13 protein-coding genes and 1 pseudogene are annotated in these 17939 nt (G+C 56.2%); 7 read left to right on the plus strand and 7 right to left on the minus strand.

The window, feature by feature from the left end:
• The first annotated feature begins 79 nt into the window (after positions 1-79).
• Positions 80-433, plus strand: a complete 354-nt coding sequence (locus tag KI388_RS15340; protein WP_251133241.1) for an HNH endonuclease signature motif containing protein — start codon at positions 80-82, stop codon at positions 431-433.
• The gene (locus tag KI388_RS15345) at positions 430-1146 is read left to right on the plus strand and encodes a hypothetical protein (protein WP_251133242.1); all 717 of its coding nucleotides are present in this window, start codon (positions 430-432) and stop codon (positions 1144-1146) included. Before KI388_RS15340 ends, KI388_RS15345 begins: the two co-directional genes overlap by 4 nt.
• A 2208-nt stretch (positions 1147-3354) precedes the next feature.
• Here KI388_RS15345 and KI388_RS07530 read toward each other — a convergent pair.
• Together KI388_RS07530 and KI388_RS07540 are read right to left on the minus strand one after the other, a co-directional pair.
• A complete protein-coding gene (locus KI388_RS07530; RefSeq protein ID WP_215086078.1) occupies positions 3355-3594 on the minus strand; it encodes a hypothetical protein in 240 nt (79 codons plus the stop codon).
• Positions 3595-5080: 1486 nt separating this feature from the next.
• Positions 5081-6262, minus strand: a complete 1182-nt coding sequence (locus KI388_RS07540; protein ID WP_215088757.1) for an IS66 family transposase — start codon at positions 6260-6262, stop codon at positions 5081-5083.
• 662 nt (positions 6263-6924) lie between these two features.
• Here KI388_RS07540 and KI388_RS07545 point away from each other — a divergent pair.
• The gene (locus KI388_RS07545; protein WP_215086079.1) at positions 6925-7293 is read left to right on the plus strand and encodes a helix-turn-helix domain-containing protein; all 369 of its coding nucleotides are present in this window, start codon (positions 6925-6927) and stop codon (positions 7291-7293) included.
• Positions 7294-7341: 48 nt separating this feature from the next.
• On the opposite strand, the pseudogene KI388_RS07550 reads toward KI388_RS07545, so the two are convergent.
• Positions 7342-8723, minus strand: a pseudogene (locus tag KI388_RS07550) (ATP-binding protein).
• A 390-nt stretch (positions 8724-9113) separates the two neighbouring features.
• On the opposite strand from KI388_RS07550, the gene KI388_RS07555 reads away from it, so the two are divergent.
• Positions 9114-9737: a peptide-methionine (S)-S-oxide reductase gene (locus KI388_RS07555; RefSeq protein ID WP_215086080.1), complete on the plus strand. Its 624-nt coding sequence runs from the start codon at positions 9114-9116 to the stop codon at positions 9735-9737.
• A 283-nt stretch (positions 9738-10020) separates the two neighbouring features.
• Positions 10021-11100: an FAD-dependent monooxygenase gene (locus tag KI388_RS07560; RefSeq protein WP_345777405.1), complete on the plus strand. Its 1080-nt coding sequence runs from the start codon at positions 10021-10023 to the stop codon at positions 11098-11100.
• Between the two features lie 188 nt (positions 11101-11288).
• On the opposite strand, the gene KI388_RS07565 is transcribed toward KI388_RS07560, so the two are convergent.
• Together KI388_RS07565 and KI388_RS07570 are read right to left on the minus strand one after the other, a co-directional pair.
• Positions 11289-11738, minus strand: coding sequence for a hypothetical protein (locus tag KI388_RS07565; RefSeq protein WP_142986982.1), 450 nt, complete (start codon positions 11736-11738; stop codon positions 11289-11291).
• A complete protein-coding gene (locus tag KI388_RS07570; protein ID WP_215086082.1) occupies positions 11735-12310 on the minus strand; it encodes a hypothetical protein in 576 nt (191 codons plus the stop codon). The genes KI388_RS07565 and KI388_RS07570 overlap by 4 nt, the downstream gene beginning before the upstream one ends.
• Before the next feature lie 406 nt (positions 12311-12716).
• On the opposite strand from KI388_RS07570, the gene KI388_RS07575 reads away from it, so the two are divergent.
• Both KI388_RS07575 and KI388_RS07580 read left to right on the plus strand, forming a co-directional pair.
• Positions 12717-14780 (plus strand): RecQ family ATP-dependent DNA helicase, encoded by a 2064-nt coding sequence (locus KI388_RS07575; protein WP_215086083.1) that lies wholly within the window; start codon positions 12717-12719, stop codon positions 14778-14780.
• Positions 14781-14936: 156 nt separating this feature from the next.
• Positions 14937-15845 (plus strand): ADP-ribosylglycohydrolase family protein, encoded by a 909-nt coding sequence (locus KI388_RS07580; RefSeq protein ID WP_215086084.1) that lies wholly within the window; start codon positions 14937-14939, stop codon positions 15843-15845.
• 87 nt (positions 15846-15932) lie between these two features.
• Here the strand turns inward: KI388_RS07580 and KI388_RS07585 are convergent, their stop codons facing one another.
• Positions 15933-17357 carry a serine hydrolase domain-containing protein gene (locus KI388_RS07585; RefSeq protein WP_251133118.1) on the minus strand — a complete coding sequence of 475 codons (1425 nt, stop codon included), beginning with the start codon at positions 17355-17357 and terminating at the stop codon, positions 15933-15935.
• Positions 17278-17835, minus strand: coding sequence for a serine hydrolase domain-containing protein (locus tag KI388_RS15350; RefSeq protein ID WP_251133119.1), 558 nt, complete (start codon positions 17833-17835; stop codon positions 17278-17280). The genes KI388_RS07585 and KI388_RS15350 overlap by 80 nt, the downstream gene beginning before the upstream one ends.
• Positions 17836-17939 lie beyond the last annotated feature (104 nt).

Genomic DNA, 17939 nt, shown 5'->3' on the forward strand with positions numbered 1-17939 from the left:
CTGATTGAAGCGATACACCAGGAGGATGAGCGATGCTGGCGGTCACAGTGCGTGCGAAGCCGGACACAGAACGAGATACATGAGAGATTCAGAAGACGAGGACACGGCTGACGGAACAGACGACGAACCAATAGCGGACGAGGAGCCGGCTGACACAGCGGCGGCCGATGCCGAGACGCCATCGGACCAGTTAGAGACGACGTCGATGGGCTCGGGCGCGGAGCGGAACGAGACGGTTGATCAGGCGACGCAGAAGAAGGTGTTAGAACGCGACCGGTATCGCTGCCAGATGTGTAATGTGAAAGCGCCAGCCGCTGGCGGCCTGGCCGACCTCGAGGTCCACCACGCAGATCGGGATCCGGATGATGTCGGCGAACACGACCTAGCGAATCTCCTCACGGTGTGCCGGAGTTGCCACTCGTGCATCACATGAGATCGACGCCCAGCGATATACCCATCCGGCTGACGGAAGCCGATGACAAGGAATTGCAGTCCCACGAGTACGAGATTTTGCGGATCCTCTATGACAACGGCCCACTCCGCACAAAGGAGATTGCGGAGGAATTAACAGTTGAGATGACCCGCACGGCTGTTCGAGAGCGATTGTGGCATTTGGGCGGGCTCGATAATGAAGTGGCTGAGCGGGCAGAGCCGCTCGTGACGAAAGATATCGCTACCCAAGAGTGGGGACTCCTCGATGATATCGTGACGAGCGCCCGTGGCCACATCCCAGACGATCCCAAACTGCTCGTCCAACGGACAGAAGACGAGCTCGTACGGCGAGCGCTCGATCGGGGGTGTGATCGCCAGACAGTGATGGAGGTCTTCGATGTCTCGCGGCGCGGCACATTCTACAAGGAGACGCGCTCGAAAATGTATGACTTCCCGCTCGACGCGTTCAGCAGGGGCGGTCGGCCGCGGGTTTCGAAGGAAGGGTCGGATAAAGAGGACTCGTCGACGGCAGCGAGAGGACCGGACGAAGCAGACGCGATACGGAACGCGGCGGCGCGGGCGAGCGAGGTGACTGCCGATGAGGATGACGAGTCTGCGGCGAGATCGTGTCAGATTCGAGTGAGTCAGTGGGTGACGGGCGTCAAGAAGAGACAGGTGGGGAGGCAGATGCGGATAGCGTTCAACAGCTGTTAGAGGAGGCGCTTGAGGCGTTGCGGGACGACGACGACGTCGAGGAGTAGCCCGCTTTCAAGCGGATTTTTGTGGTGTAGTCGTTGTGATGCGGGGGGCTTGTGTGGCGTGTTTGGGTGACGAGACCGACAATTGCGAAATTTGACTGATGAAAGACTTGTTCTAGTACCCGTGAGAGATACAGGGCGCGTTTCTCGCATAGAATCATCATCAGATTCGATGGGCTCGGATCGCTCAGTACAGAGTGATTATTCACCGTGAGAAGATCAGAGATATTTACATCAGAGGCCGCTTCCAAACAATCATCCGACTGCCGAACATCTATGTTAGAACGAATGGTAGAGCCTCTTCTTCTCGGTCATATCGTGATTTTCGGGCTGCGATTGTCTGTGTAGCGGCAATTCCACAAGCACGAAAGATCCAGCATCGGGACCCGAGAGGGGTTTATTGTCTTTCTCGCTTCGGTCGCTCTGTGGTCCGGGGGGTACGTCGGCTACCTTCTCGCACCGACGCGTTCGGGAAAGCTTGCTATTTCGTCCCACGCCGATTATTCAGCTTTACGTCCGTACTATGCTGCTTAATCGAGCATTTTCCCTGTATTCGATCTTCTTCGAATTACCGGTGTTTCAAGAGTTGTACGGAGTGATGAGTGCAACTTCTGTAGCCAAAATGAGTACACATTCCTATCAATGTAGTAATATAATAGAATTTACCAAGTTGGGTGTACAAGGAACGACCATATGGATATCAGAATTGTCTGGGGAGCAGGAGAATCCCAGACTGAACTCGGTGCTTTGATGTAGCGTTAAAAATGCAAATTTACACAACTACAATCTAACAAAGCTGTCTTCAATAGTCCCTGCCGGAGCAAACGTTGATGTTTGTGTGAATTGGCGCCGAGGATCTGGAATGTGGGACATATAATACCAGTCGTGATGGCGAGAAGGTCGGGTACCACATCAGGTGAACCGATCTCTGCAGGACTTGGTTGGATGACAGCCGAAGAAGGTGGTATTTTTGTTGAGCACACCGATCGTGACGAGGAAGACTGCCGCAAACAACCCATAGAAAATTAGAAGATGTGAAAAATAATCGGGACTGGAACTGGAATACAACTCAGAAAACGAAAATAACTAGCACAAAAGAACGGATTGTGCTGTAGTTGTTACTAGCGCTGTATTTAATCCACAGTCAATAACACAAAATGACATCGAACAATAGGACCCAACGGGACCAAGTTTCCAGCCGGGCCAGTGATTCCATTAGTGTATCAATACAACCTTCTTTCCGATCAACTCCGGCTAGAGACTCTTCACTCAGCTATTGATTCTGTAGTCGGTCGAGGGATGTTGTTGCTGATATCGGCGCTGGAACGGGAATATTATCTCATATGGCTTCAAAGAAGCTTCTGAAGTTTACTATATTGAGTTAGGTGAGGAAATACATGATTTCGCTAAAAGAACCTTGGGTGACACGGAAAATATCCATTTTCTGAACACGGATGTCCGTGAAGCAACGATCGTAGAGGAAGTTGATGTTATTATTTGTGAGATGTTGGACACCGGTTAATTACTGAGCTACAGATCCCAGTAATGAACCACGCTATCGACAAATTACTTCGTGATAGTGGTCGAACGATTCCGTTTGAAACTACTACCACGGTTCAGTTAGTCGAATCCGATTACCACTTTCATGGGAAAGAATTTCGACTTCCACATTTCGAAGCATATGGGAGTCGGGAAAGTATTTCAAGATCTAGGGAGGTTGAGTATCATAATGTACGATATAATTCAACGAGCGATGAGCAGATTGACCTTACCATAGAAGTGCCGGCAACTCAGCATGGGGTTGTCAATAGTATAAAAATAATACATATACTAGGTTTTGTAGGAACCAAGATTTTATACAACCTACAGACTGGCTTAATCCTCCACTTGTATTGCCGATAGAGGAGGACATATTGGTTGATAATGGGGACCGGTTACAGGTTTCACTTGAATATCTCTGTGGTGGTGGATTTGAGGAGTTGGAGTATGCGGTGTCAAGGCAGTAAGATAGAGAATTATTCTTGTACATCGTCAAGAGACGTTATTTCCATGATCTCGGGTGGTCGTGTTACCATTCCTATCGACAGGCACCCTGTAAACCAATTGAAAATACTTGTCAGTATCTTCCTCTATTTGCTGGAGTTTGTTAGATGAAGTAAGTAATTCAAAACCACCGTAGTTCCTGGCCCAAAAACCCGGCGATATTTATTACGTCATATTCGCTATCGTAGGGCTTGGAATATATGTTATGATTCCCCAATCTGTCTTTATTTTGGTTTCTTAGGAACACTATCAGAGTATTTTTTGTTTCATATGTATCATCTACACCAACAACCATATCTTTGATTCCCTTTTCATCAAGTTCATCTTGACTGATGGATCGGCCTTGATTCTCATCTAGCATCCGCATAATCTCTTCCTGCTTGTGAAATTTGATTGGCAGGTCCAAGCTACGTAGCACTTCTCGTGAGATATCATTCGCTATCGGCCCGGAAACACACACTAGACTATTATCTTTGTACGTGTCCACAATCGCTGATCATTAATTTCCATGTACTCAAGATCTCCAAAGTTGCTATTGAGCTCAGTAATTAACGTTATTATTGATTTTACATCATGAGTGATCTTCCCGGAGCTTCAGGCAACTTTTCTCGGTCAGGATAAACTATTATTAACTCTCCTCCTGCCATCATAAGGGGACCAAATTCCCAGAATACAAGTTTACCCAACAAATCAATATTGTAATTGATAAACAAACCCGGTTTTCGGACAATTTTGTACAACGATACGACTTCGCGTGAAATTGAAATCAAACTTGCAGTAACTGTGACTAGGGTTATTAGGACCCCTGATCTAAAAGAGATGTCACCAGTAAGAGGATTCTCTGAACTCACTACAAATGAAATAGCTATCAGCGACAGTCCACATATGAATCCTATCGAATAGAGAAGGAGAAGCCGTCTATTTCATACTAAAAAGTTAATTCATAGTGTTTTCGACGTCAGAACGCTCAGATAGGGGGAAACGGACTACACCTTCGATGTTATTATCGGGTACCATGTATCTTGCCATTCTAGTTTTCTCGGATCGTCAAGATCCCCAGCATCAGGATGTTTATCCACGTCATCGTACTGGGACAGGCGACGTCGAATTAGTGTTCGGGCTTCTTGCCCCTTGTCGTCAAGTCCAGTCAAGCTTTCAAAATTAGTCCATGGCTGGAACGTAATTTCTAATCCATGAGCCGTGTGACGGCTTTTCCGAGCTTCATAGAATGGGGCACGAGCAACAATGAATACGGGCTGTCCTGCGAAGCAATACTGCCACTTTGGATGATATGGGTCCGTTGGGACTGATGCAGGCCAAGGCTCTGGATCAGATTTCTGCAGGAAATCAAGAATATCCCAGAATTCTCTTTATATTGTGTCGCATGTGTATCCTCGCCCTGAGGTCTGAACATCACGATAAGCGCAGGATATTCCCCGAAGTCACGGTGGTTCTTCAAGAATCCCTCAAGTGCCTCCGAAAGGTCGTTTAAATCATCTTCATCAGTCGTTCTACCGGGAATGCGTATCGAAAATACCCCTTTTGTTGTGCCTCTGTGGCAAAGTAGCAAGGGTAAGGCTCTTCTTGGTTAGTCATGGTATCACGAAACGTTTGATACCGTTGCTCTTTCCAACTTGCGAGCCTCACCACGCTCAATCAATTCTTCTAATTCCTTCTTGCTATAGTACGGCATTATTTTTCGTTGACAGCTTCGGGTATAAGTATCTAATGGCTATTTAAAAATGAATTTTACTACGTACTTCAGCTGTACCTTGATATGTGGATGGTCTTGAATTACATGCTGATCTCTGGAGTACCGCTGTTGGACATTAGACAGTGGTACGTGTTTACCCCGAGGTCTCGACAGCCGGCACAGCGTGAGCCCGTGAGATAACTTCATTATTGCTGACGACTCGACGAAATTCTTCGTATGGATTGCGTCCCTGCTGGCGCCACGTCGCCAGCAGGGACAAGACCGTCTCGTGAACGAACATTCCTCGGTCATTACGGAGCGTTCCGATGATTTTCCGGAGAACCACTGGCTCACGAAGTGCGTTCTCTGCGGCATTGTTTGTCGGAGAGACCGCTGGCTCACCGATGAAGGTGAGCCAGTGGTCGAGACCTCCTTCGATCTTCCCCAGCAGTGTTGCCACTGGTCCGTCGGGTACTGACCGGTCAATCAGCGATTCAAGCTCTCTTCGCGCCACACGCTGGAGCTCTGCTCTCACGAGGACTTGGGTCGCTCTCCAGCCGAGCCTGGAGAGCGACGTATACCTGTCTGAGAGCCTGGTAGATCGGTTCACCTTCTGGCTGCTTTCGGCGACGTCCTCAGCCTCTCGAAGAATGTGCGCCCAGCACCGCTGGAGGTTGCTGCTGAAAGCTGGGTACGCCGTCCACCCGTCACAGACGACTGTTCCCGCGAAGTCCTCGCCGAGGACTTCTGCGGGAACATCACTTCCGCGACTCTCCCTGACCGCGTACAACGTGTGTTGAACGGTCTGAAACGTCCAAATCCACGCTTGTTCACCGTCGCGCTTGATGCCTGTCTCGTCGATGTGAACCACGTCAGCATCCTGAATCTCTTGACGGATCTGCTCGTACTCACAGCGACCGGCGCGCGCAGCGCGCTCGGTCGCGTGCCACGCGGATGCACCCGAGAGTTCGAGTCCGTGTAGTTGCTCGAAGCGATCAGCGATCTTCCGGTAAGGAAGGCGGTGATCGTACCGTGACAGAGCTGATTGAGCGATGACGTTCACCCCGAACTGCCCCTCATCGGGGCAGTCGGGGTGAGCCGCAACTGTCTCTGTTCCACAGGAATCGCACTGGTAGTAGTGGCGGTTGTACCGGGTGATTTCTGGGGGCTGGGGATCAGGGATCTCCTCGACGAGTCGGGGGCTGACGCCCACCGACTCGTCGAAGCAGTCGCCACACTCAGGACAACAGTCACAGGTGACTTCGATTTCTTCGTCAGGATCGGCCGTAGAACGCCACTCCGGATCGTGACCATCCTTCCGACCGGGAGTGCCCAGTCAGTTCGGACATCGTCGTCTTCGTCATCTTGCGAGGTCGGGGACCCATCGGTCCCCGACCGTCGCTTGCTGGGTGGAGTGTGCGGATTCTCGTATTTGCGAAGACGTGTTTCGAGCTCTTCGATCCGCTCGTCTTTCTCTTGTAACTTCTCTCGGAGCTGTGCGTTGTCTTGTTCAAGCTCTTCGACTCGTTGCTCAAGTTGTAAAAACCGGGAGAGCAACTCCTCTTTGGTGAGATCATCTCCGTTCACAGATCCCACCTTCCAGTACAGACAGCAGAGGTAACGGGAGGGCTCCACGACGGAGCCCATCCCTGAGAATCATCACGAACCTCTGCTGCCAGTTCATACAGGCTAAGTTGTGCGCCTTCTATGAGATAGCAGCGAAATCAGTTCGGGCTAAACACGTACCAATGAGAGAACAGTATAATAATCTGTGGGACAGTATGTTGGCCACCAGACGCGAAATGCGTGAGGGCTATCATCAACTGTATTAACCAATAATCTCTCGGCACATTTCGGATCTGTAGGTTAATGAGATCCCCGAGATTCGGCTCTGTCAAATCCGATAATTCAAGTACGAAATGATCTGAAACAGCCGGTCGCTGAGGGGTACTTACTCTTCACCCAACATCTAATACAATAAACATACAATTCTCGCACATGCCCGTCGATTTCGAAGCACACGAACCCGGAAACCCACGTGTTGACCTGTCAGAGGGGACCAACGCGAGGCGATTGCTGGAGTTCCTGTTGACGACACCGACCGTGGGATACACGCCAGCGGAATTGGCAGAGGAAACAGGGGTCTCGCGTGGGAGTGTTGGACCGACAATGAACCGGCTCGAAACTGCGGGCCTCGTTCGTCACAAGGAACCGTATTGGGCAGCCGCGGAAGACGACCGGATCGCAGCAGCGACGGCTGCCTTCATTGGGGTCGAGACAGCATCTTCTACATACAGTGATGATTGGTACGCTCAGAATAGCGGGTGGGCTGAGGAGTTACCCGACCTAAGCGACGAGGAGACGTAGCGAATGGTGTTTTCGCAAGGCGCTAATTAGTGGGTCAAGGGTGGATTCTCAGACGTGTCGCGCAATGTCAGCCAAGTCAAACAGTCGGACGTCATCGCGTTCGGACACAGCTTCCTGAACGGACTGTGTCACACCATTTCGGGTGAATAAGGCGTACTCAGTGTCCTGCTCATCGCCGTCCGGCGTCCAGCGTATCTCGGCGGCATGGTCTTCAAGCGAGGCGAGAGCTCCGTAGTCAAGCGGTGCGTTCGTGAACTTACATTCCCCCACGACCATCGTCCCGTCCGTGGTGAATCCGACGACGTCAACCTCGTGTTCCTTGTACCACCATCGCCCGAGATCCAGGAACGTTTCGTCGGGGTAGAGGCCAGGGAGTGCGTCTTGACAAAGCCGCTCGAATTCGTGACTCACAAAATCCGGAAGTTCCGGCTTAATGACCGCGTCGTAGGCATTCTCTCCGAGTCGTTCGTATCGATCTTCCTTGCCGTAAACGAAACGGAACCAGAACCGGAACAGGGGATCGAGGATTCGATAGCGCCCCGGCGTGACTTCGCCTTCTCTTCAGTGATCGGGACCTCCCGCTCGATGAGCCGCAGACGCTCTAACTTCTGTGTGTACGTCGATATCTGCTTTCCATCGATTCCTATCGCTTGAGCGATCTCGTTCGACGTCGTCTTTCCAGCAGCGATGGCGGTGAGGATCGCAAAGTATCGGTTCGGGTCCGTGAGTTCGGTGCGGAGCACGTACTCAGGTTCGTTATGGAGATATCCCTTCTGGGAGAGCACTTCCTCGGTGAGAACTGTTCCGAGGTTCTGTCCGAGATCGACGCCATCGAGATAGTACGGAACGCCACCGAAGATCCCCCACGTGAAAATCCGTTCTTCGGGTGAATACTCGTCCGGAACGAACTCCTGTGCGGCAGCGAAATCGAGGGGTCGAAGGTCGAATCGTTCCGTAAATCGTCCGTACAGTGGACTGTTTCCGAGAAGCGTCGCTTCTTCCATCATACTGATCGATGACCCGACCAGAATGAGCGTCCCCGAGGTGTTCTGGAGCCGCTGGTCCCACAGTCGCTGAATGACCGAGGGAAGGCTCTCGTCGGCGTCGATGAGATAGGGGAACTCGTCGAGAACCACGATTGCGTCCTGATCCCCCAGATATCCGAGCAGCGGTTCCCAGTTCTGTTTGATCTGTGTAATCTCCGGGAACGATTCGGAGGCGACATCGACGAACTCGTCAAGCTGTATTTGGGAGGTGGTCTCCGTGGCCTGATAGACGACTGCGTCGTCACGGTCGGAAAGCGAGCGCTGGACGAGGTGTGTCTTCCCGAGGCGTCGTCGACCGAAAACCACGACCATCTCGGCGTCGTCGGATTCGTAGCATCCGCGTAGCCGAGAGAGTTCATCGTCCCGATTCACGAAGTGGTCCATACATCCTCTCCGTCTGGACGGAGAATAATACTTCCGAATAGCCTATCTCAAAATAGGCTAATTTCAGATTGTCTATTACTCATGCCTACAGACCTTCTCGATCTAGAAAGAGCGCTCTGATCAATCGACATCTCCTCTGTACTGAGCGATCCTCGGGTCAGTCAACGAGGTATGTGAACTGTTCTATGACACCCTCGGGAATTTGGCAATTTTAGTGGGTCCGATATCCGATAATCCGGGCTGTCGAGCGCCACACATCGAGAGTGTCTTTTTGCTGCCGACTGCGCACGAATCTCGACACTCAGCATATACGGCTGCGAGCCTAACTAGTGGTAGATGCGGTGGGATCCACGACCCGCGCTCCGGCGACTCTCGAGGCTGGTGACTCCAATGACGCTCACACAAACACAGATACGCGAGTACGACCGCCGTGCGATGGATAGTGCGGAGACTGCCACGATGACGTTCGGTATCGGCTGTTTCTGGGGGCCAGATGCCCAGTTCGGTGCGATGGACGGTGTCGTTCGCACCCGGGTCGGCTACGCCGGTGGAACAAAGCTCGACCCGACGTATCACGCGTTAGCCGACCACACTGAAGTGGTCCAAGTTGAGTTCGATCCCGACACGGTAGCGTATCAAGACCTTCTGAATCGGGTGTTCAAATCGCACAACCCACAGCACCAGACCAGAAAAACACAGTATCAGAACATCGTGTTCGCTGAGACGGAAGACCAACGAGCAGTCCTCGATGAGTTTCTCGCTACGCGAGGACTCACTGTCGAGGGGATCGGAACACGCATTGAACAGCTCTCACGCTTCTACCCCGCTGAGGACTACCATCAGAAGTACAAACTCCGGTCCGTCTCCTCGCTCATGGACGCGTTTGAGGCAGCGGGATACGGCGACGATGAGCTGCGTGAGTCGCCAATCGCTGCCAAGCTGAATGGGTACGCCGCCGGGCACGATGTTGGCATTGACGAGGAACTTCCGACACCCGAGCGCGGGACTGTATAGACACCACTGATTTGGTGACGACGGATAGCGCCGTCGACAGAGGCCAGTCAAGTAGACAACGCGGGAATTCCGGCAGCAACGACTACGCGGGCGCTGCGTAATCGAGACGCGCTCGCACCGGCGGTACCATGTTCCCGAAGGGGAGCAGCGATCGTTGTGAGAAGCCATACGGTGTTGATGGATCCGTAGGCTTTCACCTGTCACGCAGTAACGGACTAGTGTGTCCAACGACCAGCCCCATCAGCCTGTTTCCGGACTCGATGTACTCATCTCCGGCGGATCGATGGGAGGACTCTTTACCGGTATTGCGCTTGAGCGGTCAGGTCATCAGCCGACGATCTATGAGCGGTCAGCAGGGGCGCTGAAAAGCCGCGGCGGCGGGATAGTCGCCCAACAGAACATCCGTCAGTTTCTCAGTGACCACGACATCGTGGACCCGGATGATATCACGACCCGGTCTCACGAGCGCCGGTTTCTCACGGAAAGCGGGGACGTCGAACGCACCGTGTCCGAGACGATAGTGTTCACGTCGTGGGACGCGCTCTACCGACAACTCCGTGACGCCTTCCCCGACGAGCAGTACCGAACTGGGACAACGGTCACACGCGTGACGCCCGAGACGGCCACGGCCACGACCGATGACGGGACAGAACGGTCGGCGGACGTGGTTGTCGCCGCCGAGGGTGGTCAGTCGGCGACACGCGCACAACTACATCCCGACGTGGAACCGGAGTTCGCGTCCTACGTCGCATGGCGTGGCGTCGTCGACGAAGCGACCATCCCGGCTGCGTGTGTCGAGGCGTTCGACGAGACGTTCACGTTCTACCAGGGGGCCGATCAGCTCATTCTCGCGTACTTCATTCCGGGGCCGGACGGCGAGACTGAGCCGGGCTCGCGTCGTCTCAACTGGGTGTGGTACGACACGCTCGACGGCCGGGACCGGGATGTGATATTCACGGACACGAGCGATACTGAACAACGGTTCTCCGTTCCACCGGGGCGGTTACGCGACCCGGTTCGTCACCAACAGCGCGAGCGCGCAGCGACGCTCCCACCCGTGTTCGAGACACTCGTCAGCGAGACACCGGATCTCTTCGTACAGGCGATTTACGACCTGACGGTGCCGGCGATGGTCTCGGACCGGGTGTGTCTCCTCGGTGACGGCGCGTTCGTTGCCCGCCCACATACGGCAGCTGGGACTGCGAAGGCGGCAGGGGATGCGACCGCGCTCGCCGACGCCCTTTCGAGTCACGAATCGGTCGACGACGCGCTCGCAGAATGGGATCAAACACGCACCGAGTACGGCACCACGCTCGTTGCCCGTGGGAAGCAGATGGGTAACGTGCGGCTGAATCTGAACTGACCGAGGCTCTGGGTGACTGCCTGAACGAGCGTCGCGTGTCACAGACGTGCGGATTGTGGCCGTCCCAGCGATGAGTCTGTGGCAGGTTACCCGACGAACTCGTCATGCGACCAGCGGTGAGCGTTCACAAAGAGTCCGTGCGTGGTCCGTCTGACCTCTTCGGTAGTGATGCCCGGTAGTTGAGACGGTTACGTTTCCCAGAAAGCCCGCTGTCGCGTCTCAATCTCGGTGAGTGCTGTCGAGAGGACGTCGCGCCAATCGTCGGGGTGGTCGACGTCGTCGCCGGGCGTCGGTGCGTCGGGGCCCGGATGGACGTGGTCTCGCGTATTGTGATCCGAGGGGTGACGGTCCCATCGGTGATTGAACGCTCTATCCTGGTGAGCTTCGTGGTAGTGGATCGTGAAGTCGCCGTTCTCGTACCACGCAATCTCGATATGGGCTCGTTCGACGCGACCGGGATAGAACCGCGAGTCGTACGTACAGACCAGGCGGTCCGGTGCGAACTCGGGGCGCTCCTCAATCCGAACGAAACGCTCGTCGGTAGCGAGCCGATCTCTGATGACATCGAGACGGTCGAAGTCGATTGGTGCGCCACTACCCGGCCTGCCCGACTTGTCAGCGTCTCCCCCGTCGCTCATACCGCCGTTCGCTCGTTGGCGTCACCGGCCGAACCGGACGTGAGCGCACGTTCGAGGAGATCGACTCGTCGACGAGCGGTCTTCCACGCAGACACGTCTTCCCACACATCCTCGATTGACCGGCCAGTCGCGGACGCGTGCTTGGTGATCGACACCGCTTCGGGGGACTCGGCGTCGAACTGCTCGCTGAATGACTTGGATCGTTCGGATTCCGCTTGGAGGAACCCGAGCAGGTCGTCGTCGGAGTACTCGTCTCGGAGCCGCTGTACGCGACGCCAGTTCAGGTACGCTTGATTCCGCTGGTACGTCGCCGGCGTCTCAGTGACTCGCGTCACGATGCCGAGCTCCTCGAACCACTCCAAGTACTCACGTGCCGCGTCTACGCCCCGTCCGGCGAGCTCGGCCACGTCGCTTGCGGTCGCCGGCTTGCTCAACCCGAGCACGGCGTCAAAGAAGTCGTCACGCGTGCGCTTACCGCGAACGACGTCTTCGGGATCGGTCAGCGATTTGAAGTCCGGCGGCTCTCCGTCGCTTTCGGGCTCAGCTTTCCGATCCGGACGTGGCTCCTCCATACGCCCTCAGTTCGCGCTAGCACGGAATAAATCTTTTCTAGCAGTATTATCCCGTCCACATTGAGACAGCGGACCTCAAAGTCCCGGACATACTGTCGTCGGGACGAGAGTGCGATGTCGTCTTGTATAGGAACGGGCACTCATCGGTTTTGACAACGGCATTCTGCTCATCAAGTTTTTCGAGGGATACCTCCCGATCACACCAGTCGTGTGGGAGAGATGAGCTCCGAACAGTCACTGTCTTGACTGTGACTAGGAGAGCTAACTCGACCAGCTGTTGACTTCATAGTTTGAGTGGCGACACACGGGGCTGGTCGTGATCGGTTACTGATCGTGAGGCGCGTCCCGTAACATCAATAGTCGGTGTGATGAGAGTCATGTAGACGTGAGTGATTCGCCAGATCGTGTGACGAAAGGGCAGGCGCAGAAATTGCTTGAGCGATCTATCGGGCCCGATGCGGAGTTCCGGCCTGACCAGTGGGAAGCGATCGATGCGCTCGTGAATGAACGAGAGCGATTACTGCTCGTTCAGCGGACCGGGTGGGGGAAGAGCTCGGTGTATTTTATTGCGACAAAACTGTTGCGAGCACAGGGAGCTGGGCCGACGCTCATCATCAGTCCGTTGTTGGCGTTGATGCGGAATCAAATCGAGGACGCGGAACAGCAACTCGGGCTTGACGCGTGGACGATCAACTCGAACAACACCGATGAGTGGGACGACGCGAAACAGCGGGTTCTCGACGGGGACTGTGACGTACTTCTCATCTCACCAGAGCGGCTCGCTAAGCCGGAATTCCGTGAGAATATTCTTGCGGAGATGGAAGACGAAATCGGACTGCTCGTCATCGACGAGGCTCACTGTATCTCTGACTGGGGTCACGATTTCCGGCCGGATTACCGTCGGATCAAACGCATCCTACAGGACCTACCGAGTCATATCCCGGTTGCAGCGACGACTGCGACGGCGAACGACCGGGTCATTGACGACGTGACGACTCAGGTCCCGGACTTGCGCGTGATTCGTGGTGATCTCATGCGGGACTCGCTACGCATTCAAACGGTAGAGATGGACTCACGAGCGAGGCGACTCGCGTGGCTCGCGGAGAATCTCGGCGAGTTACCAGGGTCCGGAATCGTGTACTGCTTGACGACTGACGAAGTCGAGATGGTGGCGAAGTGGTTGACTCAGCGAGGATTCTCTGCGAAGCATTATCACGGAGGAATGGACGGGGACGTTCGGAGCGAACGTGAAGACCAGTTGTTGGCGAACGAGGTCGACGCGCTCGTTGCGACGAACGCGCTCGGGATGGGGTTCAATAAACCAGACCTCGGGTGGGTCGTCCACTTTCAGCGCCCGCCAAACCTCATCAGGTATTACCAGGAGATCGGTCGCGCAGGACGCGGGTTAGACGAGGCGTACGCCGTCCTGCTCTCCGGAGAGGAAGACGACAGGATTGCCGAGTACTTCATCGAAGAAGCGTTCCCTGCTCCGGAGGATTTCGAAACCGTCCTGGCGACGATCGAAGAGAGCGACGCACCGCTGTACAAGTATGAGGTGTTGAAACGCGCGAACGTGTCGTGGAAAGCGGCGTCGAAGTGCCTGAATATCCTACGTGTCGAGAACGCGTTGCTCCGCGTTGAGGACGGGTTCGAGCGGACGTCGAAAGACTGGCAGTACGATCGCGACCGGTTCGAATCGATCACGGAACAGCGGTGGCGGGAACTCGCGCAGATCCAAGAGTTCGTCAAGACGGAGTCCTGCTTGGCGGCGTTTATCGACGACGTGCTCGACGGGACGATGACGACGTCGTGTGGGCAGTGTGCGAACTGTACCGGTCCGTTCCTCCCGTCTTCGGTCCGAGACGAAGCGCTCGTCGACGAAGCTGTCGAGCATTACCGGGACGCGTCGTGGCAGGTGATATCTGCACGGTACTACATGCCGGAGCCGGACGGTGGGCGTTCGAAGATCGCAGACACACGAAAAACGGAAGACGGGCGGACACTCACCGTGTACGGAGACCCGGGGCTCGGTGAGCTCGTCCGCGAACAGCGGAGTAATGGTGAGGCATACAGCCAGGAAGTAGTCGACGCCGCCGTTGAACACATCCAAGCCGTGTGGGAACCGACACCCGCGCCGGCGTGGGTGACAGCTGTCCCGTCACGAAACGACGATGAGCACGTGACAGATCTCGCACAGCGAATCGCAGCGGGACTCGGAGTTCCCTACGAACCCGCGTTGCGAAAGGTCAAATCGACCGACTCGCAACACGAGTTAGCAAATTCGTATCAGAAACGGTGGAACGTCGAGGACGCGTTCGAGGTGACGGCCGGTGTTCGGTCAGACCCGGTTTTGCTCGTTGACGAGACAGTCAACTCCCGGTGGACGCTTACCGAGGCCGGATTAACGCTGCGAGACGGCGGCAGTGGGATCGTGTATCCGTTCGCGCTCGCAGAACGAGGTAAGTGGTGACCGATGAAGGAGTCTCGGGTCAGTATCCATGTCTCACACAGGACCAGTCATGCGAGACGTACCATTCAATTTCACTCGGGAACCCCCTCCCCCCTCCACGTTGATTGATACTGTACCACGACGTAGGTTTTTCAAATTGCTCTCCGTTGCCGACGTATGGATTCGGATCGAGCACGCGGTGTCCTCCTCGGGTTAGCGTGCGGCGATGCGCTAGGCCGACCGGTCGAGTTCAAATCCGCGTCGGCGATCAGTACGGAACACGGACGACTCGACGAGATGGTCGGCGAGGGGACGTGGAATCAGCCCGCCGGGATGATCACGGACGACACCGAGCAGGCGCTGTGTATCGTACGGAGCCTCGCCGAGCAACACGAGTTCGATCCGGCAGACATTGCCGAGCGGTTCGTCGCGTGGTATGACAGTAACCCGTTCGACATCGGGCGGATGACGATGAAGTCGCTCAGCCGACTCAAACACGGTGACGAGTGGGACGAAGCAGGCCAGCACGTCTGGGAGAGCAGTCCGGAGGGTCAGAACGCGGGCAACGGGAGTGTGATGCGATGCGCGCCGCTCGCCATCCCGTACGCGGACGACTGGGAGCGACTCGGCAAGGTGAGCCGCCAGTCCTCGCAGATCACCCACGCCGATCCGCGGTGTACGTACGGCTGCGCGGTGCTGAATCTCACGGTGGCTGGCCTCCTCGACAACGCGGACACGCCCTTACAGGACGCACTCGACGACGTCGGTTCGGACGCGCCTAGCGAGCTCGTGACGGCGCTTCAACCGCTCGCTCGTGGCGATTCACCAGACACGTTGGAGACGTCGGGATACGTCGTCCACTCACTACAGACAGCACTCCACGATGGGCTATTTGCTGAGAGTGCCGAGGAGGCGATTGTGACTGCGGTCAATCGCGGTGGAGATACCGACACGATCGGCGCGATTGCGGGTGCGGTCGCAGGTGCGCGGTTCGGGGAATCACAGCTTCCGGAGCGGTGGCTGAGTGCCATCGATGAGGTGGGCGAACTCGAATCCCTGGCAAGTCAGCTCACGACCCTGTCGTGAACTACCCGACCCGCTCACCGCTGACGCCGATCGCTCCTTGAGCGGAAGCCTTCCTGCTTCTAGGGCTTTACAGAAAAGTTGAATCAGTCATCCCATCCGAACCCACAGCAGGTTCCAATACTGTAGGAGCCAGTACAAGACGGTCGCCGCGACGACAACGGCCGAGTAGTGGACCCGCGTGGCGATTGACCAATCTCCTCGGACCCACGCACGAACTGCGTAGGCGACTGCCCCAGTGGTCGCAATAACTCCGAGCGTCGGCACGACGAACACGACCTCGAACCACGCAGGCGGGCGGTCGAACAGTGTCGGCCTGCCCATCGACGCCACGGCAACGGAAACGGCGAAGAACGTAAGGACGAACAGCAGGAGCCCGGCGACGCCCGCGCCAGCGACCCACCGAGCACGAGTGGCAGATGGCGGTGGCGAATCCCCACCGCGATATCGACGCCATCCCCGGGCGACCGGCCAGCCCACGAGACCGGTGAGTCCCAGTACTGTCACAGCCGCCGCGACTCGCCCTTGTACCGAGAGCCGCTCGTGGTAGCCGATCTGTTCGTACGCGCTGAGTCCGTCCAACAGGTGGGTCACCTCACCGTCCGTCTCGCGGAACACCAGTGTCGAGTCCTCCTCGATGTGCTCGAAGACGAGCGGCTCGACTTCGACCCATTCGTCCCTGCCGTCTCCTTGCTCCGTTATCAGCCGACCGTCGTCGGCGACGCGGACGTCGATCGGTCGGCCCGTAACGAGTCCGAAGACGAGTTTCTCGGAACTGACCGTGTCGGTCGCGTTCACCGACCGGTATCGACCGGCGAGTTCGCCAGCACGTTCGGGTGTCCCGTCAGGAGACCGCCGTTGTCCGCTTGAATCAACGGGTGCGTACCGTTCGAGGAGCGCGTCTGCGACTTCTTGCTTCGCAGCGGATGCTTCGCTGCCGTGGGCGACCACGAACAGGCCGACGTCCTCCTCTGGGAGCAGGGCGAACTCAGTGGCGAACTGCGGGACGCCGCCACCGTGACGGATGATCCGCGTATCACCACGGGTTCTCTCAAAGAGACCGAACGCCATGCCGTCGATCCGTTCGTGCGGTGTGAACCACTGCTGGTGCATCGTGTCGACCGCGCTCTCCGAAAGGATCCGTTCGCCGTCGACGACACCGTCGTTGAGATGTGCTTGTAACAGCCGTGCCATATCTGCGGCGGTCGTGTGGAGGCCGGAGGCTGGTGACACGTCGGAGTAGAAACTCACGACATCGTCAACCGCCGTTCCATCGGCAGGTACGAGTCCGGAGGGAGCCGCTTGGAATGTGCTGTGTGACATCCCGAGCGGCGCGAACACGTTCTCCGTGACGAACGAGTCGAATTGCTGCCCGGAGACGTCCGCGATCAGCTGTCCGGTTAGTGCGGCGGCGTAGTTGGTGTATTGGGCGAGTTCACCCGGCGGACGGACACGCGCCGGGACGTCTGTCGAGACTGACTCGGCCAGTGGACGGACGTGCTGAGGATCGCTCACCGAATCGCCTCGCCCTCGAACTTCGAATCCTGGTGTGGGTGGCAAGGTGTTCGAGTGTGATCGGTTCGTCGTACGTTTCCGGGAGGTCGACGGCCTCGAGGTAGTCGTCCACCGGGGCGTCTGGTGCGATCTGCCCACGGTCGACGACTTGCATCGCGGCCGTCCACGTGAGCACCTTCGAGACGGAGCCGATGCGAAAGAGCGTCTCGTCCGCTCGAACCGGGACGTCTTCGCTCAGAAAGGCGTGGCCGTAGCCGCTCGTGTGGACCTCGTCACCGTCGACAACGGCGACTGTCAGTCCGCCCGCATCGTGTTCTGCCAACGCGCGGGTGGCCGCATCGTCGATAAGCGTATCCACGTTGGTCGGTTGTGTCGGTTCGGTCGAACCGCTCGCAAGACCACTGGCCGCGACGGCGGTGCCAGCACCGACGGCAGCGGACTGCGACAGGAAACGGCGTCGTGAGAGTGTGGAGGGCATCGGTGGCGGTGTGTTTGAGAGAGAGTTCACGCCGTGGAGGGCGGGGCGACTCATCCGGTTGAGCTTGTGTCGGAGTTGTGAGCGGTGAAGGGAAACAGCCGGTA

Source organism: Halorubrum sp. 2020YC2, from assembly GCF_018623055.1.
Taxonomy (GTDB): Archaea; Halobacteriota; Halobacteria; order Halobacteriales; family Haloferacaceae; genus Halorubrum.